This is a genomic window from Phyllobacterium myrsinacearum, from assembly GCF_002980555.1.
Classification (GTDB): domain Bacteria; phylum Pseudomonadota; class Alphaproteobacteria; order Rhizobiales; family Rhizobiaceae; genus Phyllobacterium; species Phyllobacterium myrsinacearum.
In genome coordinates, this window is sequence record NZ_PVBT01000001.1 from 1,067,883 (window position 1) to 1,090,868 (window position 22,986).

The 22,986-nt window shown below is 59.9% G+C and carries 20 protein-coding genes and 1 tRNA gene; 9 read left to right on the forward strand and 12 right to left on the reverse strand.

Translation table 11 applies throughout. The annotated features are described in order from the left end of the window. Positions 1-40 precede the first annotated feature (40 nt). The 3 genes from C5750_RS05150 to C5750_RS05160 all read right to left on the reverse strand — a co-directional run bounded on the left by C5750_RS05150 (position 41) and on the right by C5750_RS05160 (position 1,200). Entirely contained in the window at positions 41-295 is a 255-nt protein-coding gene (locus C5750_RS05150) for a GlsB/YeaQ/YmgE family stress response membrane protein (RefSeq protein ID WP_105732726.1), read from the reverse strand. A 347-nt stretch (positions 296-642) separates the two neighbouring features. Next, positions 643-864: a hypothetical protein gene (locus C5750_RS05155; RefSeq protein WP_105732727.1), complete on the reverse strand. Its 222-nt coding sequence runs from the start codon at positions 862-864 to the stop codon at positions 643-645. A gap of 42 nt (positions 865-906) precedes the next feature. After that, entirely contained in the window at positions 907-1,200 is a 294-nt protein-coding gene (locus tag C5750_RS05160; RefSeq protein WP_110003303.1) for an FKBP-type peptidyl-prolyl cis-trans isomerase N-terminal domain-containing protein, read from the reverse strand. A gap of 248 nt (positions 1,201-1,448) precedes the next feature. Between C5750_RS05160 and C5750_RS05165 the strand changes: the two genes are divergently transcribed. Together C5750_RS05165 and C5750_RS05170 are read left to right on the forward strand one after the other, a co-directional pair. Further along, positions 1,449-2,165, forward strand: a complete 717-nt coding sequence (locus C5750_RS05165) for a response regulator (RefSeq protein WP_105732728.1) — start codon at positions 1,449-1,451, stop codon at positions 2,163-2,165. After that, positions 2,162-3,574, forward strand: coding sequence for an ATP-binding protein (locus C5750_RS05170; protein ID WP_105732729.1), 1,413 nt, complete (start codon positions 2,162-2,164; stop codon positions 3,572-3,574). Before C5750_RS05165 ends, C5750_RS05170 begins: the two co-directional genes overlap by 4 nt. Positions 3,575-3,577: 3 nt before the next feature. Here the strand turns inward: C5750_RS05170 and C5750_RS05175 are convergent, their stop codons facing one another. Further along, entirely contained in the window at positions 3,578-4,117 is a 540-nt protein-coding gene (locus tag C5750_RS05175; RefSeq protein WP_105732730.1) for a TetR/AcrR family transcriptional regulator, read from the reverse strand. Between the two features lie 119 nt (positions 4,118-4,236). Between C5750_RS05175 and C5750_RS05180 the strand changes: the two genes are divergently transcribed. Then, a complete protein-coding gene (locus tag C5750_RS05180) occupies positions 4,237-5,718 on the forward strand; it encodes an MFS transporter (RefSeq protein ID WP_105732731.1) in 1,482 nt (493 codons plus the stop codon). 76 nt (positions 5,719-5,794) lie between these two features. Here the strand turns inward: C5750_RS05180 and C5750_RS05185 are convergent, their stop codons facing one another. Continuing rightward, complete coding sequence (locus C5750_RS05185; RefSeq protein ID WP_105732732.1) at positions 5,795-6,583, reverse strand: SDR family oxidoreductase; 789 nt, start codon at positions 6,581-6,583, stop codon at positions 5,795-5,797. A 26-nt stretch (positions 6,584-6,609) separates the two neighbouring features. After that, positions 6,610-7,074: a RidA family protein gene (locus tag C5750_RS05190; RefSeq protein WP_199537962.1), complete on the reverse strand. Its 465-nt coding sequence runs from the start codon at positions 7,072-7,074 to the stop codon at positions 6,610-6,612. Positions 7,075-7,164: 90 nt separating this feature from the next. On the opposite strand from C5750_RS05190, the gene C5750_RS05195 reads away from it, so the two are divergent. Continuing rightward, positions 7,165-8,016: a LysR family transcriptional regulator gene (locus tag C5750_RS05195; protein ID WP_105732733.1), complete on the forward strand. Its 852-nt coding sequence runs from the start codon at positions 7,165-7,167 to the stop codon at positions 8,014-8,016. A gap of 51 nt (positions 8,017-8,067) precedes the next feature. Here C5750_RS05195 and C5750_RS05200 read toward each other — a convergent pair whose 3' ends face one another. The 5 genes from C5750_RS05200 to C5750_RS05220 form a co-directional block, all read right to left on the reverse strand. Continuing rightward, positions 8,068-10,230, reverse strand: a complete 2,163-nt coding sequence (locus C5750_RS05200) for a right-handed parallel beta-helix repeat-containing protein (protein WP_105732734.1) — start codon at positions 10,228-10,230, stop codon at positions 8,068-8,070. A gap of 270 nt (positions 10,231-10,500) precedes the next feature. After that, a complete protein-coding gene (locus C5750_RS05205; protein WP_105732735.1) occupies positions 10,501-10,992 on the reverse strand; it encodes a histidine kinase in 492 nt (163 codons plus the stop codon). A gap of 244 nt (positions 10,993-11,236) precedes the next feature. Beyond that, positions 11,237-11,698: a GNAT family N-acetyltransferase gene (locus C5750_RS05210; protein ID WP_105732736.1), complete on the reverse strand. Its 462-nt coding sequence runs from the start codon at positions 11,696-11,698 to the stop codon at positions 11,237-11,239. Positions 11,699-11,818: 120 nt separating this feature from the next. Continuing rightward, entirely contained in the window at positions 11,819-12,289 is a 471-nt protein-coding gene (locus C5750_RS05215) for a hypothetical protein (RefSeq protein ID WP_105732737.1), read from the reverse strand. A gap of 146 nt (positions 12,290-12,435) precedes the next feature. Further along, positions 12,436-12,511, reverse strand: a tRNA-Lys gene (locus C5750_RS05220). A gap of 291 nt (positions 12,512-12,802) precedes the next feature. Between C5750_RS05220 and C5750_RS05225 the strand changes: the two genes are divergently transcribed. The 3 genes from C5750_RS05225 (at position 12,803) to glmS (ending at position 16,937) form a co-directional block, all read left to right on the forward strand. Next, a complete protein-coding gene (locus C5750_RS05225; protein WP_105732738.1) occupies positions 12,803-13,549 on the forward strand; it encodes a cytochrome c biogenesis CcdA family protein in 747 nt (248 codons plus the stop codon). 93 nt (positions 13,550-13,642) lie between these two features. Next, entirely contained in the window at positions 13,643-15,007 is a 1,365-nt protein-coding gene (gene glmU / locus C5750_RS05230; RefSeq protein WP_105732739.1) for a bifunctional UDP-N-acetylglucosamine diphosphorylase/glucosamine-1-phosphate N-acetyltransferase GlmU, read from the forward strand. Positions 15,008-15,113: 106 nt separating this feature from the next. Beyond that, on the forward strand, positions 15,114-16,937 hold the full coding sequence (glmS, locus tag C5750_RS05235) for a glutamine--fructose-6-phosphate transaminase (isomerizing) (RefSeq protein WP_105732740.1): 1,824 nt from the start codon (positions 15,114-15,116) through the stop codon (positions 16,935-16,937). Position 16,938: 1 nt separating this feature from the next. Here the strand turns inward: glmS and recG are convergent, their stop codons facing one another. Then, on the reverse strand, positions 16,939-19,047 hold the full coding sequence (recG, locus tag C5750_RS05240; protein ID WP_105732741.1) for an ATP-dependent DNA helicase RecG: 2,109 nt from the start codon (positions 19,045-19,047) through the stop codon (positions 16,939-16,941). 130 nt (positions 19,048-19,177) lie between these two features. Between recG and C5750_RS05245 the strand changes: the two genes are divergently transcribed. Then, the gene (locus C5750_RS05245; protein ID WP_105732742.1) at positions 19,178-19,465 is read left to right on the forward strand and encodes an FAD assembly factor SdhE; all 288 of its coding nucleotides are present in this window, start codon (positions 19,178-19,180) and stop codon (positions 19,463-19,465) included. A 6-nt stretch (positions 19,466-19,471) separates the two neighbouring features. Continuing rightward, positions 19,472-22,969 (forward strand): transcription-repair coupling factor, encoded by a 3,498-nt coding sequence (gene mfd / locus C5750_RS05250; protein WP_105732743.1) that lies wholly within the window; start codon positions 19,472-19,474, stop codon positions 22,967-22,969. Positions 22,970-22,986: the final 17 nt, after the last annotated feature.

Sequence of the window (22,986 nt, forward strand, 5' to 3'; positions counted from 1 at the left end):
TGCCGGTTCGGAGGCTTTGCCGTTTCAATACCCTGGTTCGTCAGGCTCGCTTAACGGCGCGAAGGATGATGAGGAGGATGACGGCGCCGATTGTCGCCGAAATGACGGCGCCCAGAATTCCGGCACCTAGCGATATGCCCAGACGCGGCAGGAGATATCCCGCTATGAATGCGCCGATGACGCCGATGATCAGATCGCCGATGAGACCAAAGCCGCCGCCACTGACGAGCTGACTCGCCAGCCACCCGGCGATCAGTCCCACCAACAGGAAAATAAGAAGTGATTCTCCACCCATAGTCGTCTCTCCACATGCCGGTTGCGTTACGATGGTCCTGCAGACCGTGGATGCCGCTCTTCATGGGCGATCCGGGATCGGCCGTAGAATCATCACAAGGATTTTACGATGGGAAATGTGTTTTGGATAATTAAACTTGTAGGGATGATGGCTTGATACCGCAATATATGGTGCAAAGGTGCCATCTGACCGGCAAAAGGCGCACGATCACGCGGAAATCATTGGATATTCCAGGGCCTGCCCAAATGGGAGGAAAAAAGCTGGCTAGGCACCAAAAAGCTATGCCGGCTATGGTTTCCCATGACCGGCATAGTTGCAGGCAATTGAAGAATTGCGCGACAGGAAGATTACTTCTTGGCAGCGGCTTTCTTGGCAACGGCCTTCTTGTGTGCCTTGTGCTTATGGGTCTTCTTAACAACGTGCTTCTTTGCAGTGTGCTTGGCAGCAGTTGCCGTTGCGGCTGCCGGTGCAGCAGCAGTAGCGGCGTTGGCGCTGGAAGCTGTCAGAACCGGAGCCGAAACAGCGAGAGCAATAGCAAGGCCGAGAGCTGTGTAGAGGGACTTTTTCATAGGTCAGTTTCCTTTTGATAGGGGCTCATGGGACACAGCCGATCAGTCATCAATCGGCTGCACACCGAGCAGTTTCAACGCTTGCGCGAACGTTCTGATGCCCTGTGCCTGCTTGTTGCTTGCACAGAACCTTGTTGCCTTGCGTTGAAGTGCTCTCGCCTTGGCTGCCCGTTTTGCCTCGGCGTGTTCGGTGATGGCTTGTTGAGTTTGCTGCTGGAGTTTGCTGCAAAGCTCGGACCGGGTCAGCGTTTCGTCAGCCATCGACAGGTCGACCGGGGCAGCGGCATAGAGCGCGCCGGTCAGAACGAGTGTCGATATGGTCAGGACGTTGCGCATAAAACCCTTTGGCGTTCGAAGTGTTGTCCTGTTCAGTGATTGCGAACAGGTCCGGTGTGCCTGTTATCGGGCATGACTATTGCGCGGGTTTTTCCGCTCTGTAGTGTTTTGTTTCTGGATTGTTTCTGAAAACGGGAAGCGGCGTTAAATCGCCGGGAAGTGATGGAGAGCGGCTGGTCAATGCGGATTTCGGCCTTTATCTTGTTGCCGGATAATCAAAGATGGGCCTGTCACGTTGAAAGAGTCGCATGAAATCTGAGCCGCATATCCTGATTGTCGATGATGACGATGCCATTCGCGATTTGCTGCATGAGTTTCTGAAGAAGCGCGGCATGCGCGTTTCCGTCGCCAGGGACAGTGAAGAGATGCAGGCCATCTTTTCGCGCACGCCCGTCGACCTGCTCATTCTCGACGTGATGCTGCCGGGCAAGAGCGGCATGGAGATCTGCAGGGATATCCGCATGCATTCGCGCGTGCCGATCATCATGCTGACGGCGATCACGGAAACCACGGACCGCGTTGTCGGTCTTGAGATGGGCGCGGACGACTATGTATCGAAGCCGTTTGATCCGCGCGAACTGCTGGCACGGGTGAGGGCGGTTCTGCGCCGCCTGGATGGACCGGGTCCGGACAGGCGGATCGAGCCGCAGGTCTACAAGTTTGCCGGATGGACGATGGATTGCTCGCGCCGCAGGCTGGTGTCGCCCGACAATGTGCGGGTGGAACTGACCAGCGGTGAGTTCAACCTGCTGGAAACGCTGGTCAAGAGCGCCCAGCGCATGCTCAGCCGCGACCAACTGCTGGAACTTGCCGGAAGCAATGTCGCTTACGGATATGATCGCAGCATTGATATTCTGATCAGCCGTCTGCGGCGCAAGATGGAAGACGATCCGCGGTCGCCGAAACTGATCCTGACCATTCGCGGCGGCGGTTATCAGTTTGTGCCGGAAGTTGTGGCCGAATGAAGCGGTTTTTGCCCCAGTCCCTCCCAAGCTGGATCCTGCTGATCCTGATTGCGGGACTGATCACCACGCAGATCGCGACGCTGTCCATCGTTTCGCGTGACCGCAATGAAGGCAACAACATCCTTGAACTGTTTCGCCTGAGCGAGCGTGCCTATACGCTGGTCAAGCTGCTCTACGCCGCGCCGCCGCCGGAGCGCACCCGGCTTGCCGGTGCGATGACGAACGCATCCAGCCCGCTCTATATGGCCGATGAGCCGGCTGTGACATCGGCCATTGCATCCGATGACAACCTGGCAGAGCTCGAGGACGTTCTTGTCGCACGGTTTTCGGCCTTCGGCGTGACGGATGCGCGGGTGCGCCGCGAATCGCCCAACGTCACCCGCGAAACCGATACGGATTCCAGCGCGCCCGGTGCGGATGTCGGCATTGTCGAAAAGCAGCTGTCGGCGCTTGCGCAGGATTTCAGCAAGAGCGGCGGCCTGGTCGCCTCCATTGAATTCAGCGATGGCCAATGGCTGAATTTCGTAACGCCGGTATCGCCCATCGATCCGATCCTCACCGTGCAGACGCTGCCATTGTTCGGCGCTGTTGCGGCCATCGTCATCATCCTGTCGATCTGGGCCATGCGCCGCCTGACTGCGCCGTACCGCGCGCTGGAAAACGCGGTCAAACGCATCGGCGAGGATGTCAAAATTCCGCCACTGCCGGAATTCGGCAGCACCGAGTACAGATCGGCGGCGCGGGCGGTCAATGCCATGCAGGCGCAACTGCGTGAATATGTGGCCGACCGTGAACAGTTGGCGGCGGCACTCGCCCATGACCTGCGCACGCCATTGACCCGCATCCGCCTGCGTCTCGAATTGCTGCGAAAATCCCAATTGCGCCAGTCGCTGATGCAGGATCTCAATGATATCGAAGCAATTTCCCGCTCGGTCATTGATTTCGCCACCTATGAGGTGGTCGATGAGGAGCAGGAGAAGATCGATTTCTGGTCTCTGGTCGACTCGATCGTCGATAATTATCCGCAGGTGACGTTTGAGAAGAAGGGCATCGGCTCGCGCAAGCTGATCTGCACCGGCCGGCCGATTGCCTTGCGCCGGTGTGTCACCAATCTGATCGACAATGCGGTGGCCTATGGCGAACGCGCCGATGTCAGTCTGAATCTGGCTGGCAACGACATTGTCCTTGTCATCAAGGATCATGGCCCCGGCATCCCGCAGGCCAAGCTGGACGAGGTGTTTCAGCCATTCCGGCGGGTGGAGGGGTCGCGCAACCGGCAAACAGGCGGGTTTGGTCTTGGCCTGACCATTGCCCGCAACATTGCCCGGCGCAGCGGCGGCGATATCAAGCTTGAAAACGATCCGGAGGGCGGATTGCGGGCGGAGCTGACAATCCCTCTGGCATCCTGACGCCTATTCTTCGGTCAGTACAAAGGACTGGATATCGTCAAAGACAGCGTTCCAGTCCTGTTCGCCGATCTCCATGAAGCCGAAGAAGCGCAGCATGAAAACGCCTTCCGTGGCAATGAAGGCGATGCGCGCGCGGCGGCCCGCTTCGGTGGACAGGTCGAAATCCGCCATTCTAGTCTTGTACCAGGCGCGGGTGCTGGCAAGGTGCTCCGGCGTCTGGATCAGGGACGACATCAGGCTTGCCGCCTTGGCGTTGGAGCTTTCGTCGCCTTTGCGCGTCGCCTCCAGATGGGCGCGGATCGGCGAAACCGGGGTTCCCTGGGTCAACTGCACGACTTCCGCATCATAGGCTTCACCCCAGCGTTCCAGCATCGCATCGATAAGGGCGCCCTTGGTGCCGAAGCAATATTGCACACCGCCCTTGGTGATGCCCGCCGCTTTCGCAACCGCGTCGATGGTGAGCGCCGCAGCGCCCACCTTGCTCACCACGGCTTCTGCCGCATCGAGAACCTTGCCTCGATCAATCGTGCGTTTCCGGCCCAAAACAGTCTTCCTCTTCCATTTCAATACGAACGTATTTATATAATGCGCGATGCAGCGATGCTCAATCAATGCATGACCGCACATATAACGGGAGCGATGAATGCTCCAATGGTGAAAAAATGCTACCGCAAAACCGCTGGCTGGTCCTAGCGATCGTCTCCAGCGCTCTGTTCCTCGTCGTCATTGACATGACAGTTCTCTACACGGCTTTGCCGCGTCTGACCCATGATCTCTACGCTTCGGCATCGGCCAAGCTGTGGATCGTCAACGCCTATCCCCTGGTTGTCGCCGGCCTTCTGCCCGGTGCCGGCGCGCTTGGCGACCGGATCGGAAACAAGAAATTGTTTGCCGGCGGTCTCCTCGTGTTCGGCCTGGCCTCGCTGGCAGCCGCTTTCTCTCCGACCAGCGGGGTGCTCATCGCTTCGCGCGCCTTGCTGGCCGTCGGTGCGGCCATGATGATGCCGGCCACGCTTTCCATCGTCCGGCAAACCTTTGCGGATGAGCGGGAGCGCGCCTTTGCCATTGGCATCTGGGCGGCGATTGCATCGGGCGGCGCAGCCGTCGGACCCGTGCTGGGCGGCGTTCTGCTCGAATATTTCTGGTGGGGCTCGGTGTTCCTCATCAATGTTCCCATCGTCGTCGTGGCGCTGGTGTTCACGCTGTGGGTCATTCCCAACCGCGCGGGTGATACGACGCGTCCCTGGGATCTCGTTGCCTCCGTGCAGATCATGATCGGGCTCGTCGGCGTGACCTACGCGATCAAGGAATTCGGCAAGCAAACGCCAGCCTATGCGGCGGCACTCACGACCGCGATGATCGGCGTCGTCTTTCTGTGGCTGTTTGTCCGGCGGCAGGGACGCTCGGCGCAACCGATGATCGATTTCAGGCTGTTCAGAAACCGGAGATTCTCGTCGGGTGTCGCGACCGCCTTCATCGCCTCTCTCACGCTTGTGGGCATGGAACTGGTGCTGAGCCAGCGTTTTCAGCTGGTCATGGGGCTGTCGCCGCTGGAAGCGGGGCTTTTGATTCTGCCGGTGCCGCTCGCTGCCTTTGCGGCGGGTCCGCTGGCGGGACTGGCGCTGCCGCGTCTTGGCTCGGAACCCATCATGTGGGCCAGTCTGACGGCGGCGGGGCTTGGCGTTGCCAGCCTGCTCTATGTCCATGAAGCAAGGCCGCTTGTGCAGATCGCAAGCCTTGCCGTTCTCGGCTTTGGCTTTGGCGCGGCCATGACAGCCGCATCGAGCGCCATCATGCTCAACACGCCGGAAGAAAGCGCCGGTACGGTGGCGTCGATTGAAGAGGTGTCCTACGAACTTGGCGGCGCCATGGGTGTCGCCTTGCTCGGCAGTCTCATGTCGACGATCTACAGCATCAGCCTGACGCTGCCTGACAGCATGAATGCCCCGGTGATGGTTTATGACAGCCTCGATGAGGCGTTGATCTATGCCAAGGGGCTGGCACCGGATGCTGCATCGGCTTTGACCGGCTTTGCCCGGGATGCTTTCGAAAGCGCGTTCACGTCGGTCATTCTTGTGGCTTCCGCCACGCTGATCCTCACGGCAATGGCAATCAGGCTGGCGACACGGGCAGGCAAAGCCTGATCTGCCGCGCTGACGCCAGAAACAGGCAATCCGGCCAACGCGGCCGGATTGCCTCCATGCCGCATGAACGCCTTGTTCAAATGATCGCGTGCGACAAGCCGCCGTCCACCGGTATTGCTGCTCCGGTGACATAGGAGGCGCGTTCACTGGCGAGAAACGCAGCCACGGCGCCGAATTCATCCGCTGTTCCATAGCGGCCGACGGGCACGTCCGCCTGGCTCTCTGCGGCAATGACGGCGACGTCAACACCCCGTGCTTCGGCGTCCATGCGATCCAATGCGTCCGTGCGTGCCGTGGCAAGGCGTCCGGCGAGCAGCAGATTGACCGTCACGCCATCGGCAGCCACTTCGCCGGCAAGGCTCTTCGCCCAACCCGCAACGGCGGCGCGCAATGCATTGGATGCGGTCAGGCCGGCAATCGGCTCCCGGACACTCGTGGACGATACCACGAGGATGCGGCCCCAATGCCGTTCGCGCATGCCCGGCAGGAAATGCGCGGCGATGCGCACGCCGGACAGGAACATGGTCTCGAACTGGGTGCGCCATTGGACGATGTTCAGCGATGCCGCCGGAAATGGCGGCGGCCCGCCGCCGTTCAAGAGCAGGATGTCGATGCCGCCCATCGCCCCGTCAACGCGATCGAGCATGGCGGCCAAAGCCACGGGATCGGCAAGATCGGCATTGAGGGCGAAGGAGCGGGGCGAATGCACGCGCAGCGCACTGGCCGTGGCGTTCAACGCCGCATCGTCCCGTCCGGCGATGGCGACAACCACGCCGTTTTCAGCGAGCGCGCCGGCAACGCCGCGGCCAAGCCCCTTATTGCCGCCGAGCACAAGCGCCCGTTTGCCTTCCAGTCCAAGGTTCATGGTAGAGTTCTCACTTTTTCAATGGGTTAGCGGACATGAATGATGGCATCGACTTCAACGGGTACATTCAGGGGCAGGCCCGCCATGCCGACCGCCGCGCGGGCATGTCTGCCCTTGTCTCCGAGTATCTCGAGCAAAAGTTCGGATGCGCCGTTGCCGACGGTTGAATAGTCACTGAAGCCGGCGACGGCATTCACGTAAACCGTGATCTTAGCCACCTGGACAACCCGGCTCAAATCGCCATCCAATTCCCGGCTCAGCCAGAACAGAATGTTGGCAGCGCAGATGGCGGCCGCCTGCTTTGCCTCGTCCAGACTGATCGTTTCGCCGACTTTGCCCGCGTAGGCAATGTCATCTCCCGCCTCGGGTATCTGACCGGAGATATAGACGATATTGCCGATGCGGACGGCCGGTGCGAACGGAAAGTTGGCTGGCGCGATATCCGGCCAGGTCAGGCCGGTCTGTTCAAAACGGTCGCGGAAACTCGTCAAGGCAATCTCCTCTTGCTGGGGAGCATTCCTTGCCACGAAAGTTCGTGATAATGTATCTTGATATTGCTTATATCAATATAAGGATTCTTGATGGATATGACTCTCGATCCGCACCTGTTGCGGGCGCTGCTCGTGGTTGCCGAAACGGGTACCGTCAGCGGTGCGGCGGAGAAACTGGCGCGCACGCAGGCGGCGGTCAGCATGCAGCTCAAGCGGCTGGAGGCGGATGTTGGCACGCAGCTTCTCAAGCGTTCATCACGCGGCGTTTCGCTGACCGATTCAGGCGAGATTCTCGTGGCCTATGCCCGCAAGCTGATCGCGCTTGGCGAAGATGCGCGCCAGCAGATCGAGGGGCGCAAGCTGGTCGGGCGGGTGAGGCTCGGGCTGATTGAAGACCTCGTGGTGACGCGGCTGCCTATTCTACTCGCTGAGTTTCGCAAGCGATTTCCGCAGGTGGAGCTTGATCTGGTCACGGCACACAGCGGCGAACTCAGCCATGATCTCCAGGCCGGGACGCTGGATATCGTCATTGCCGACCCATCGCGGTTCACCTTTGCGCCATTCTTTCACTGGTCACGGCAACTTGTCTGGAGCGGCAGCCGTTTGATCGATGTGGGCGAGGGTGACCCGATCCCGCTCATCGTCTTCGAAGGCTCCTGCACCTGGCAGGACAAGACAACCCTGGCGTTTGCCAGCGCCGGGGTCGCATGGTGCGTCGCTTGCCGGGTCTCCAGCTACGGTGCCCTGATCGGCGCCTTGCGTGCCGGGCTCGGCTACAGCCTGATGCTGCCGGAAAGCCTGCCGTCCGACTGCGAAACCATTGAGGGCGGCCGCAGCCTGCCGCAGGCGCCAAGCGCGGATTTCGGTCTGTTTGTCGCCAGGGACCCTTCCAACATTGTGCGGGAGCTTGGCACGTTCCTGCGCGAAAAACTCGTGTCCTGACGTTCGTTGTCCGGCGATCCTGACGCCGGACTGGCGAAGGGCATTGTCAGCCTACTTGCACGTGGAAACGAAGTTCGCGTCGTTCAGAGCCGTTCCGTTCAACCGGAGCACGGAGTTCCCTTCCTGGGTCAGCGAGCCATTGATGTAACTGCCGAAACTGGACACAAGACAGTTGCGCGGTGTGTTGGTGACGCCGACATTGCCGTCGAGATTGACCGATGGCCCCATGAAATGGAGACCGGCTTTCGCCGCCCCGTCGATTGTCACATTGTTCAGCGTGATATCCTTGACCGGTCCTCCGAGAAACTCGAAATCACTGCCATAGCTGAAAATGCCGTAGCTTCCCGCATTGCTGATTGTCACATCCTTGAAGTGAATATCCGCAACCGGATTGAGGAAGATGCCGGCGTTGCGCGGCGCATCGATCACAAGGCCTGAAACGTTCACATTGGTGGTTCTGGTTGGCAGCGTGCTTGCGGAAACCAGCATGAGCCCATTGACCCCGCCCTTGAGCGTCATATCGGCAATGGACACGTTCGATGTGCCTTGCAGCACCACCAGATCCATATCCAGACCTTGTTTCGAATTGTCGACGGTGACCTTGTTCATCCCAATGTCTTTTGCCGCCACGAGCAGAACGCCTTCGCGCCGGGAATTGCTGATGCTGACATTATCGAGGACAATGTTTGTGGCCGGACTCACCAGTTCTGCCGGCCAGGTCTTGTCGTTGATGCGGCTGCCCGCAAAGACGCCATAGGTGACATCGCTGATCGTGGTATCGCGTACCGTCAGATTGCGGGTTCCGAGCGCACTGATCGCCGCATAAGGCGCGCGGTTCGGACTGTAGACCGAGAACTCACAATCCGTGTTGTTGTTGCAGATGAAAAGATCGTGGATGCTGGCGTTCTGGACGGTCGCGCCCGCAACGTCTTCCAGCCGGATGCCGTCATTGGCCGCCTTGGCGATATCGACATTGTGAATCCATAGGTCTGCCGCCCCATGGCTTGCAATACCGGCGAAACCGCCGCGGATCGACAGGTTGGCCACTTCACTGCCTGAAGCCATCGTGATGACATCCCGGCCGGGATTGGAGCCAGTCAAAGTCGCGGCAGCGCCATCGTGGCGGAACAATGCCGTGCCGCCGCTGTCGACGCCGCGCACGCCGATGACACTGCCGCCGCCAAACAGATGCTGCTGGCTGCCGAGGGTGAGCGTGTTGTCCAGCGCGATATCGCCGCTGGCCAGGACGAGGGCGTGTTTTCCTGCTGCCGCGAGTGCGCTGTTGATTGCCGCAGCCGTGCCGCTGGCCGATGAAATGCCGACGACCTTGCCGATTGCCTCGCCGGACGAGGCAAATTCAACCGCCTCCCTATCACCGGTTGTTCCAGCATGGGTGCGAATGAAATCCGCCCGCTCGACGCGCTGATACATCGGGTCGACGCTGCTTTGGCCGGACGATGTACCGCCCAGCGCGACACGCAGACGGGCGCTGACGCCGAATTCAAGCCTGTCTTCATTGTCGTAGGAGGCCGAAGCGCCGAGGGCGAGGGTGGTGCCGGAACCCACGCCGGGCAAACCGGCAAATGTCAGTTCGGCACGGGCTTTGCCGCCGAAAGTATCGGCCATGCCGGTGCCTTCGTACCAGTAGCCGCCGCCAAAAAGTTTGAGCTGGCTGGTTGCATCCTGCGGAAACACCGGAAGGCGAATGCCTGCTTCCGCATCCACGCCCTTGCGCGCCCGTTCCTTGCCCGCCTGAAACACCAGCGCATCGCCGCTCAGATAGGCCCGGTTGAATTCACTCAGTGTTTTGGACCCGGTGACCGGCAGATAGACATTGCTTCTGGCTTCAAACACCGAACCAATGAATTCAGTGCCGAAGGAGACCTGGCCAAAGCTGTTGCCGTAGTCGCTGTGCAGCCTGTCAAAATAGCCGTAGGCGCCGATGATCGATCCGTCACTGTTGCGGTGGCGGTAACCGGCGCCGAGTGATCCCTGACGGACCGAACCGCTGGCAAAGGTTCCCCGGCCTTCGACAAACAGGCCGTCGCCGTTCTGCAGCAGAAATGGCAGGAACAGTCCGGCAGTGCCCGAACCTTCGCCCGATGCGATATCGCCGCCCAGCTCGATGATCGGCCCGGCGCCCTGTGCCAAGACAAGGGAAGGCATCGCGGCACTGACAAGCAGCGCCGCCGCAAAACTCTGTATGATTTTCATGGTCGTCCCGTGGAGTTCTATTCGACGGAACTGGTGCTATGATACATGAGTATTTGAGTCAAGTAATCATTTTGGGAAACAAAAGTTCATCCCGTATGAAATGGAACTCATAAGAAAGCGCATTAATATAATTGCTTTTCTATCTGGAATTAAATGCGAAATTTCATTCTTTATCCCGCGATCGCATATCGGCAGGCAGGCTTCCATTGCAGCGCGGCCGGCGGAGACGGGGATGGGCAGCACTCCGGCGCTGCCCATCTTCGAATAGTGTTATTTGGCGGCCGCCTTGAGCGAACCGATGATTGCGAGCAGCTCAGGCCCGTGTTTTTCCTGTGTTCCGTTGGAACCCCAATAGGTGATGACAAGAAGCTTGTCCGGTGTCGGAGCGGCAAAGGACAGTCCGATATTCACGGCACCTTCCTTGTCCGTACCGGTCCAGTCCATATTGGTCATGTCCATTCCATTGACGTGGTCGGTTGATTCCTTCTTGGTGGAATCATCGATCTTCACACCGTTTTCCGTCAGGAAATCGATGGCGTCACTGATCACCTTGTCGGATGTTTTGGCATCGGCCACATCGACGGAGAGATAAATGGCCGAATCATCGGATGTGGCGTCGATGCCGCTGTCGGTTTCCTTGGGTCCCCAGCTGTCCGGAATGGTGATCGCCGCAACCGGAGCCTCGCTTGGAAAGGTGAGGGTCGCAGCCGGCGCCGCGGCGGGCGCCAGTGCGATCATGGTCGCCAGCACAATTTTCTTCATAAGATTTCCCCTTGGATTACAACACCGAGCATCACGAATTGCGGATCATCCCCAATTCTATGTGTTTCTTTTCATTTTTGTATATTCTGAATGTATCAGAAGTATATCTGCTATCTATTGCTTTTGTTTGCGCAATGGCAATGACATTTCCCGGCTATTTTGACCAAGACTTGAAGTTTTTATTTATGTTTGTGGTAAACGCTGCGCCGATGTCACCCGATCGACTTGCGGCGGACGGGCGTATTCAGAACATCTTTCGATAAACGACAAAGCCGGAATGGTCTGCCACTTTGTTATAGAGTTCCATCGCGGTGTGATTGGTCTCGTGGGTGAGCCAGTAAACACGCGGAGATCCGGCATGCTGAGCCCGTTCGTAGACGCCGTTGATCAAGGCCCGGCCGACACCCTTTCCCCGGGCCGCCTCGTTCGTAAACAGGTCCTGCAGATAGCAGTTTGGTGCAACCGAAATGGTGCTGCGGTGGAAGATGTAGTGTGTCAGCCCCAGGAGTTTTCCGCCGCTCTCGGCAACGAGGGCATTGACCGGCTCGTAGGCGTCGAAAAACCGTTGCCAGGTCGTACGGGTTATTTCAGCCGGCAGCGCTGTCGCACCGGACCGTCCGTAAAACGCATTGTAGCCATCCCAAAGCGGAAGCCACTGGTCATAATCCTGACGGGTGACGGGGCGAACGAGAAGGTCGTTGGTCATGGTTCATCCTGTAATCTGCGGGAAATCCGGGTACGGCAGGCGGAAGGAGGCTAAAACACGAAATGCCCCGGCGACAATGGCCATTTCAGATATTTTTGCTGCGCTGGCCAGCGGTCGCTCTCATACATTCTGCCGCCGCTTGATCCCCATCAGGCGCTCATACAGTTTGAGCCGTTTTGGCCGCTTCTTGCGGATCGAGGGAGGCGTGGCCGACAGAAGGCCCGGCTGCAGGCAAACCGAATTGAGGCGTATGACTTTTTCGCCCCGAATCGTCCAGGTGTGGAGAAATGGCACCGTCGCATCGCCGTCATGCATCTTGAACTGTACGAGTGCGTGCACTTCGTCATCCTGGCAATTCAGGGTTTCATAAATGACGGATGTCGGTTCGAGATAAAGCGAATACTGGCGCACGCAGGTGCCCAGATAATGATCCGGCCCCTGGTAGATGCCACCCCACGGCACGCTGTCCCCGATACGGGCCACGAAATCATTGTCGAGCAGCGGCGCGGTTGATTGCGGTCCGTCGCTGCGCGTTTTTTCATAGACGAGCCTGATCAGGGCTCTGTTCTTGTCCTTGATAGTGCCGTTCATTCTCTGTTCTGGTCCCCGAGGCACCGCTGAGTGACGGTTCCGGGCCAATCCTACTGCGGTCTGGCTGGCGGGTATAGGCCCACGCCTGTCCCTATCGGACGCTGCGGAGGTGTGCGATTGCAACGGAATTGAAAAACTTGGGCTTATGGTGAGCGCGCGGGGGTTCGAACCCCGGACCTACTGATTAAAAGTCAGTTGCTCTACCGGCTGAGCTACGCGCTCCCAGGCAGGGAAGGCGGTTGCGCTGCCCCTGGGGAATTGCGGCGGAACATAGGGATGGGATTGGCATTGGTCAACAGCTATTGTGCACTGTTTTTGCAAGATTAAGCCCTGTTTTTGCCCTGTCCACGGTTTTTCCGGGCATTGGAGGCATTTTACATGGGGTTGGCGCTGCCGCTGGCAACAATCGCGGCGCATCTGTGTGCCGAACTGTCGAAAAGGTGATTGGAATTTGCCGGGGATTCGGCCTATGGCACCTTCCATCCGAATTGAAATGCCAAACAAGGAGCGCATATGGCGCTTGATGTATCCTATCTGACCGCTGCCGGTGCCGGTGCGCTGTCCTTTCTCTCCCCCTGTGTGCTGCCGCTGGTGCCGCCTTATCTCTGCTACATGGCTGGCGTGACCGTGGAGGATTTCCGTTCCGATCAGCCCGCGGCCCGTGTGTCGCCGGTGCGGCAGGCGCTGTTGCTGTCGTCATTTTGCTTCGTTCTCGGTTTTTCGACTGTTTTCGTGCTTCTCGGGGCGGGCGCGTCGACGATCGGCGGACTGCTGCGCATGTGGCAGCAGGAGATCGCCATTGCCGCCGGTGTCGTCATCATCCTGATGGGGCTGAATTTCCTCGGCGTGTTCCGCCTTGCCTTTTTGTCGCGTGAAGCGCGGTTCCAGACGAAAGGCAAGCCGGCAAATCCGCTGGCTGCCTATGTCATGGGGCTGGCCTTCGCCTTTGGCTGGACACCCTGCATCGGGCCGGTTCTCGGGCCGATCCTCGCCCTTGCGGGCGGCCGCGATACGGTTTCCGACGGGGCGCTGCTGCTGGCGATCTATTCGCTTGGCCTTGGCATTCCCTTCATCATCGCCGCACTGTTTTCCGGTTACTTCATGCGGTTCCTCACGCGCTTCCGCATGCATCTCGGCAAGGTGGAAAAGGTGATGGGCGGCCTTCTGGTCATCACCGGCGTGCTGTTCCTGACCGGTGGATTGCAGACATTCTCTTTCTGGCTGCTTGAAACATTTCCCATCCTTGGCCAACTCGGCTAAAGAAACGGAACTTGTTCATGCATTGGCAACCGGGATTATGCCACGATCGGGCGTAAAACTGTGTCGAGCCAAAACGGATCCGGAATTCTGACAATGACATCACGTACCTGCCTCTCGGTCATTCTTGCCGCCGGTGAGGGCACGCGCATGAAATCAGCGCTGCCGAAAGTGCTTCATCCGATCGCCGGTCTGCCTATCGTTGCCCATGTGGCAAAGGCGGTTCACAGCGCCGGGGGCAGCGATATCGCGCTGGTTGTCGGCCGCGGCGCCGATGCGGTGCGCGACGCGGTGCAATCGGTGGTTTCCCATGTCACGGTGCACGAACAGACCGAACGGCTCGGCACCGCCCACGCGGTGCTGGCTGCCCGCGATGCGATCGCGCGCGGCTATGACGATATCCTCGTCGTCTTTGGCGACACCCCGCTCATTGAAACTGCAGCCTTGGATAGGGCACGCGCCAAATTGGCCCGGGGTGCCGATGTCGTCGTCATGGGCTTCCGGCCGGACAATCCTACGGGTTACGGGCGTCTGATCGAGAAAGACGGCAAGCTGATCGCCATCCGCGAAGACAAGGATGCCAGCGACGACGAGAAAAAGATCGGTTTCTGCAATGGCGGCCTGATGGCCTTGCGCGGCGACAGTGCGCTGCAACTGCTGGACAAGGTCACCAACGCCAATGCCAAGGGCGAATATTATCTGACGGATGTGGTTGAAATCGGCAATGCGCTGGGAAAATCCGTCATTGCCATCGATATCGCCGTCGACAATGTCATCGGCATCAACACCCGTGTCGAACTGGCGGAAGCCGAAGCCATCTGGCAGAACCGGAAACGGCGGGCGATGATGCTCGCCGGTGTCAGCATGCAGGCACCGGAAACCGTGTTTTTTGCGCATGACACCTTGATCGAGGCGGATGCGATGCTCGAACCGCATATTGTTTTCGGCCCGGGCGTGTCGGTTGCAACAGGCGCCGTCATTCACGCTTTTTCGCATCTGGAATGGGCAAAGGTGGGGCCGGGCGCCAATGTCGGCCCGTTCGCGCGCCTGCGTCCGGGTGCCGATCTTGCCGCCAATGCCAAGGTCGGAAATTTCGTCGAGGTCAAGAACACCAGGATCGGTGTTGGCGCCAAGGTCAGCCATTTGACCTATCTGGGTGATGCCACCGTGGGCGCCGATGCCAATATCGGTGCCGGAACCATCACCTGCAATTACGATGGCTATAACAAGGCTTTGACGGAGATCGGCGCCGGTGCTTTTATCGGTTCCAACACGTCGCTGGTTGCGCCGGTGTCGGTTGGTGACAATGCCTACGTCGCATCGGGCAGCGTGATTACGCAGAATGTCCCGGCGGACGCGCTGGCGTTTGGCCGGGCGCATCAGGTCAACAAGGAAGGCCGGGCGGTTCAGCTGCGCGCAGGCTATGCCGCGCAGAAAAAAGCCAGGAAAGCAGCGGAATAACGCATTGGCAGTTCATGCCAGACATTGAAACGGAATTTGACTTCCTGCCGGGACATATTCGCCTGAGGCAGGTTGAAATCGAGACCCTGAGCCATCGGAGCTTTTTATGTGCGGTATTGTAGGAATTATCGGACGCGAGCAGGTTGCGCCTTTGCTGGTGGACGCGCTGAAACGCTTGGAATATCGCGGTTATGATTCCGCCGGGGTTGCAACGCTGGACGGAGGTGTTCTCGACCGGCGGCGCGCCGAAGGCAAACTGGTCAATCTCGATACGCTGCTGAAGGATCAGCCGCTTTCCGGTACCATCGGCATCGGCCACACGCGCTGGGCCACGCATGGCGCGCCAACCGTGCGCAATGCCCACCCGCACACCACGCCGCGCCTTGCCGTCATTCACAACGGCATCATCGAGAATTTTGCCGAGCTGCGCAGCATGCTGGAAAAGGACGGCTACGTCTTCGAGACCGAAACCGATACTGAAACCGTGGCGCATCTGGTCACACGTGCGCTCGATCGCGGCCTTGCTCCGGTCGAAGCCGTTCGCCAGACTTTGCCGCAGCTGCGCGGTGCCTTTGCCATTGCCATCATGTTCAAGGGCGAAGACGACCTGCTGATCGCGGCGCGCAACGGCCCACCGCTTGCGGTCGGTTATGGCGACGGCGAGATGTATCTGGGCTCGGACGCCATCGCGCTTGCCCCTTTCACCGACCGCCTGTCCTATCTGGAGGACGGTGACTGGGCCGTGCTGACGCGCAAGGGCGTGGTGATCTATGACGAGACCGGTGCAACCGTGCAGCGCCGCATCGAAAAATCAGCCGGTACGGCGTTTCTCGTCAGCAAAGGCAATCACCGGCACTTCATGGAAAAGGAAATCCACGAGCAGCCCGAGGTGATTTCCCATACGCTGGCCAATTATCTCGATTTTTCCAAGGGCACGGTCCGCAGCAATGCGGCGCCCGTGGATTTTGCCAGGATCGACCGGATTGCGGCCTCCGCCTGCGGAACGGCCTACTACGCCGGACTGATCGGCAAATACTGGTTCGAACACATTGCGCGGCTTCCCGTCGATATCGATGTGGCCTCGGAATTCCGTTACCGCGAAATGCCCCTGTCCAAGGACAGCCTGGCGCTGTTTGTCTCCCAGTCCGGCGAAACCGCCGATACGCTGGCGTCGCTGCGCTACTGCAAGCAGCAGGGACTGACCATCGGTTCGGTGGTCAATGTGCGGGAATCGACCATGGCGCGCGAGTCGGACACCATCTTCCCGACCTTGGCCGGTCCGGAAGTCGGCGTTGCCTCCACCAAGGCGTTCACCTGCCAGTTGTCGGTGCTTGCATCGCTGGCGGTTATTGCCGGCAAGATGCGCGGGACCATTTCGGAAGACGACGAGCGGCGTCTGGTGCATGAACTGTCAGAAATTCCGCGCTATGCCACGCAGGCTTTGAAGCTTGAGCAGCAGATCGAGGCGATCAGCCGCGATCTCTCGCAGGTCAAGCATGCGCTTTATCTCGGCCGCGGCACGAGTTTCCCGCTGGCGCTGGAAGGCGCGCTGAAGCTGAAGGAAATTTCCTACATTCATGCGGAAGGGTATGCGGCGGGCGAGTTGAAGCACGGCCCGATCGCGCTGATCGATGAATCCATGCCGGTCATCGTCATTGCCCCCTATGATCACTGGTTTGAAAAGACCGTATCGAACATGCAGGAAGTGGCGGCGCGCGGCGGCAAGATCATCCTGATCACCGATGAGCGCGGCGCGGCGGCAAGCACGCTGAAAACCATGCATACGGTCATTCTGCCGGATATGCCCGAAATCATCACGCCGATCATTTATGCGCTGCCGATCCAGATGCTGGCCTATTACACGGCTGTCTTCATGGGAACGGACGTCGACCAGCCGCGCAATCTGGCAAAATCGGTCACGGTTGAATGATTCACCCGGCGCGAAGCAGCCGGACGGCTTCATCGCGCTCGAAGAGATAGAGCAGGACGCGCAGGGCTTCGCCGCGCGCGCTCTGCAGTTCCGGGTCGCGCCCGAGAATATAGCGCGCATCTTTCCTGGCGATTTCGAGCAGCTCCTGATGCGCCTCGATGCTGGCGAGGCGAAAGCCCGGCGTGCCGGATTGGCGGGTGCCCAGCAATTCGCCTTCGCCGCGCAGCTTCAGGTCTTCCTCGGCAATGCGGAAGCCGTCTTCGGTCTCGCGCATGATTTCCAGCCGCGCCCGCGCCACGTCGCCGAGCGGGCCCTTGTAGAGCAGGAGGCAGGTTGACGGCTTGTCGCCACGCCCGACACGCCCGCGCAGCTGATGCAGCTGGGCAAGACCGAACCGTTCCGCATGTTCAATGACGATGATCGTTGCATCGGGCACATCCACGCCCACTTCAATGACTGTGGTTGCAATCAGCAGACGCGTCTCGCCGTTCTTGAAGGCCAGCATGGCGGCGTCTTTCTCCGCGCCGGTCATGCGGCCGTGGACGAGGCCGATCTGATTACCCAGCAAGGGCTGCAGCGACTGGAAGCGTTCTTCGGCTGAAACCAGGTCGACCAATTCGGATTCTTCGACCAGCGGGCAGATCCAGTAGATTTTCTGGCCGTCGGCGATGGCGCGGCGCATGCGGTCCACCAACTCGCTCAGACGCTCCATCGGTAGAATGGCGGTGGTGATCGGCCGGCGTCCGGCGGGCTTTTCCGTCAGTTTTGACACGTCCATGTCGCCAAAGGCGGTCAGAACCAGCGTGCGCGGAATGGGCGTTGCTGTCATGACCAGCATATCAGGCGCGGATCCCTTGGACTGAAGCAACAGCCGTTGATGCACACCGAAACGATGCTGTTCATCAATGATTACAAAGACAAGATCGTGGTAGTTCACCTTTTCCTGGAAGAGCGCATGCGTCCCGATGACGATGTGGATGGCGCCGGAACGCAGGCCGTCAAGAATATCCTCGCGCTCGCGGCCCTTTTCCCGGCCGGTCAGCAGGGCTGTGCGCAGGCCTGCCTTGGCGGCGAGCGGCGCAATGGTGGCATAGTGCTGCCGGGCCAGAACCTCGGTCGGCACCATCAGGGCGGATTGGCCGCCGGATTCGGCCGCATGCGCCATAGCCAAAAGGCCGACGATGGTTTTGCCCGAACCAACGTCACCTTGCAAAAGCCGGAGCATGCGTTCCGGCTGGCGCAGGTCAGCGATAATCTCCTTGATCGCCTGTTGCTGGCTGCCCGTCAGGTCATAGGGCAAGGCTTCAATGACCTTGGCTTTCAGGCTGCCGTCGCCCTCCAGCTTGCGGCCGGACAGCCGGCGGGTTTTCAGGCGCACGAGCGCGAGAGCAAGCTGGCCTGCCAGAAACTCGTCATAGGCAAGCCGCTGGCGTGCGGGATGATCCAGTGCGATATCGGAGGGATCCTGCGGGCGATGAATCGTTTCAAGCGCCTGCCGGTGCGCGGGAAAACCATGTTTTGCCAGCACGGGCGCCTCGATCCACTCGGGCATTTCCGGTGTGCGTGCCAGCGCTTCATGTATGCCGCGTGCCAGCACCTTGGGCGACAGCCCGGCCGTCAGCGGATAAACCGGTTCAACCAGAGGCAGCGACGCTGCATCGGCGATGCCGGCGATATGGTCGGGGTGAACCATGCTCGGGCGGCCGTTGAACCATTCAATGCGGCCGGAGACGATAACGGTTTCGCCGACCGGCATGATATTTTCCAGCCAGGGGCGCTTGGCATGAAAGAAGACAAGGCCAATTTCGCCGGTATCGTCATGCGCAAAAACCCGGTGCGGTACGTTGCTTCGTCCGCTCGGTGCCGGCTGGTGCCGGTCGATACGCACTTCCAGCGTCACGATGGCACCCTCCGGCGCATGGGCGATGCCGGGGCGATTGCGCCGGTCAATGACACTGTTGGGCGGCAGGTAGACCAGATTGCCGACCCGCGGTTCGGTTCCGGGTGGCTGTGTTCCCAGCAGCGTGGCAAGCAGACCCGTCACTTTCGGCCCGATGCCGGGCAGCGAGCGGACGGAAGCAAAAAGGGGATCAAGCAATGAAGGACGCATTCCCTAGGTTTAACGCGTTCATAATGCGTTGCAAGGCTGACATCGTCGGCAAGGCGCGCTATACCCAGCCGCAATCCTTTGGCTTCCCGCCCACCGAAGCCTTTTCACGATATTTCAAGGGAGACTGTCCATGACCGGAAGCAGTCGTTCAACAGTTGATCTGCCGCCAAGACAGCGCAAAATCCTCTTCCGTTCCTGGCATCGCGGCATGCGCGAGATGGATCTGATTCTCGGACAGTTCGCCGATGCGCACATCGAAAGCCTGACGGAGGCGGAACTCGACCAGTATGAAGCGCTGATGGAAGCGCTCGACCGCGACCTTCTGAAATGGGTTACCGGGGAGGCTGAGGTTCCCGAAGAATTCAATACGCCGATCTTTCACAGGATTCTGGCTTCCCGCAACGCAATGAAATTCTGATCAGACATGAATGCCTTTTCCAAACTCGGACTGAAACCGGATATCAACGGACACGTCGTCATCGACGGTGTGGTCGACGGATATGAAGCATTTGCGCTTGCCAAGGTGGTTGCCGAGGCGGGAGCGGGCGGTCCCGTGCTGTTCATCGCCAGCGATGGCCAGCGCGTCGCCGACATCGAACAGGTGCTCAGCTTCGTTCAACCCGATCTGCCGGTGCTGCAACTGCCCGCCTGGGACTGCTTGCCCTATGACCGCGTATCGCCGGGCTCGGACACGGCGGCGCGGCGTCTAGCGGCTCTGGCTGGCCTTGCGGCCCTGCGCGAGCAGAAGCACCCCGGCGTCATTCTCGCGACCGCCAATGCGGTGCTGCAAAAGCTGCCGCCGCGAAAAGTCCTGGCGGAACAACTTTTTCTCGCCAAACCCGGCAACAGAATTGACATGAATGCGCTTGTTCAACGCCTTGAAAACAATGGGTTTGAGCGCGTTTCGACCGTGCGGGATGTGGGCGAATATGCCGTGCGCGGCGGTATTCTCGATCTGTTCGTGCCCGGCGCTGAAGAGCCGCTGCGGCTTGATTTCTTTGGAGATACGCTGGAATCCATCCGCACATTCGACGCCGCATCGCAGCGCACATCCAGCCAGAAAACCGAATTCTCGATGCAGCCGATGAGCGAAATCACGCTCTCGCCGGAGACGATCAGCCGGTTCCGCTCGCACTATGTGCAGAAATTCGGCGCGCCGTCGCGCGATGACGCGTTGTATCAGGCGATATCGGAGGGGCGTCGCTTCGCCGGCATGGAGCATTGGCTGCCGCTGTTCTACGAGCGCATGGAAACCGTCTTCGACCATGCGGGCCGCATGCCGGTCATTTTCGACCATCTGGCGCATGAAGCCATGGCCGAACGCCACAAGATGGTGGTTGATCACTATGAGGCGCGCAAGAAGCAGTCCGATGGCACGGAACCGGGCGAGGCGGTGCCCTACAAGCCCGTCGAACCGGGCTCGCTCTACCTGACACCGGCAGAGGTGGAAGCCGCGGCGGTGGCCTCGGGCATGCGCGTTGACTTCTCGCCGTTCGATGCGCCGTTCGCGACCGGCCGCTCCGTCATTCATGCCGGTGCCCATCGCGGGCGCACTTTTGTCGAGGAACGCACGGCCAAGGACGCCAACGTGTTTGACAGCGTGGTCAAGCATATCGCCGATGAGCGGGCCGCCGGCAAAAAAGTGCTGCTGGCCGCATGGAGCGAAGGTTCGCGTGACCGGCTCATCCAGGTTCTGAACGAGCATGGGCTGGAAAAGATCGAACTGGTCGAAGACCTGCGCACGGTCAAGGCGCTGGCGCGCGACAAGATCACGGCGGGCATCCTGTCGCTGGAAACCGGTTTCGACGCGGGCGATCTCGTTGTTGTCGCCGAACAGGATATTCTGGGCGACCGGCTTATCCGCCGTTCCAAGCGCCGCAAGCGTGATCAGGATTTCATCAGCGAGGTGGCGGCGCTGAATGCCGGCGATATCGTCGTGCACGTCGACCATGGCATCGGGCGGTTTGTCGGCTTGCGGACGATCACGGCCGCCGGTGCGCCGCATGATTGCCTGGAAATCCATTATGCGGGCGATGACCGCCTGTTCCTGCCGGTTGAAAACATCGAACTCCTCTCCCGGTTTGGCTCGGAAAGCTCGACGGCTGTCCTTGACAAGCTGGGCGGCGGGGCGTGGCAGGCGCGCAAGGCCAAGCTGAAGAAACGCCTGCTGGAGATTGCCGGTCACCTCATCCGCATTGCCGCCGAACGGCAGATGCGTGGCGCCCCCGTGCTTACACCGCCCGATGGGCTTTATGGCGAGTTTGCCGCGCGTTTCCCCTACGACGAAACGGAAGACCAGGACCGCGCCATCGAAGCCGTCATCGACGATCTCTCGCTTGGCAAGCCCATGGACCGGCTGATCTGCGGCGATGTCGGCTTCGGCAAGACGGAAGTGGCGCTGCGCGCCGCCTTCGTCGCCGCACTCAACGGGGTTCAGGTGGCCGTGGTCGTGCCAACCACGCTGTTGTCGCGCCAGCACTACAAAACCTTTTCGACACGGTTTCAGGGATTGCCGGTCAATGTGGCGCAGGCGTCGCGGCTGGTGGGCGCCAAGGAACTGGCCGAGAACAAGAAGGGCATTGCCGAGGGACAGGTCGATATTGTCGTCGGCACCCACGCCTTGCTCGGGCAGGGCATCAAGTTCAAGAATCTCGGTCTTCTGATCATCGACGAAGAGCAGCATTTCGGCGTCAAGCACAAGGAACGGCTGAAGGATCTCAAATCCGACGTCCACGTGCTGACCCTGTCGGCCACGCCGATCCCGCGCACATTGCAGCTGGCGCTGACAGGCGTGCGCGAATTGTCGCTAATCACCACGCCGCCGGTCGACCGCATGGCCGTGCGCACGTTCGTCTCGCCATTCGATCCGCTTGTGATCCGCGAAACATTGCTGCGTGAGCGTTATCGCGGCGGCCAGAGCTTTTATGTCTGCCCGCGCATTTCGGACCTCAGCGAGATCAAGGAATTTCTGGATTCGCAGGTGCCGGAGCTGAAAGTCGCCGTTGCCCACGGTCAGATGCCACCGGGCGAACTCGACGACATCATGAATGCCTTCTATGACGGGCAATACGACGTATTGCTGTCGACGACCATCGTTGAATCCGGTCTGGATATTCCAACGGCCAATACGCTCATCATCCACCGCGCCGACATGTTCGGTCTTGCCCAGCTCTACCAGCTGCGCGGCCGCGTCGGCCGGTCGAAGCAGCGCGCCTTCGCGCTGTTCACGCTGCCAGCCAACAAGATGCTGACGCAGATGGCCGACCGGCGGCTGAAGGTGCTGCAATCACTCGATACGCTCGGCGCCGGTTTCCAGCTGGCCAGCCACGACATGGATATTCGCGGTGCGGGCAATCTGCTCGGCGAAGAACAGTCCGGCCATATCAAGGAAGTCGGCTTCGAACTCTACCAGCAGATGCTGGAAGAAGCGGTCGCGGAGATCAAGGGGACGGGCGAGGTCGAGGATGGCCACTGGTCACCGCAGATTGCGGTCGGCACGGCGGTGATGATTCCGGAAACCTATGTGCCGGACCTGCAATTGCGGCTGGGGCTGTATCGGCGTCTGGCTGATCTGGAGGAATTGCAGGATATCGATGGCTTTGGCGCCGAGCTGATCGACCGGTTCGGCCCCCTGCCGGATGAAGTGCAGCATCTGCTCAAGATCGTCTACATCAAGGCGCTGTGCCGCCGTGCCAATGTCGACAAGCTCGATGCCGGGCCGAAGGGCATCGTCATCCAGTTCCGCAACAAGACCTTCAGCAATCCGGCGGCATTGGTGAAGATGATCGGCGAACAGGGCTCGATGGCGAAAATCCGCCCGGACCAGAGCATCGTGTTCGTGCGCGATTGGCCAACGGCGGAAAAGCGCCTGAATGGTGCGGCCGTCGTGATGACCCAGCTGGCGAAACTGGCCGCCGCATAGCGGCCAGTCTCCACCGG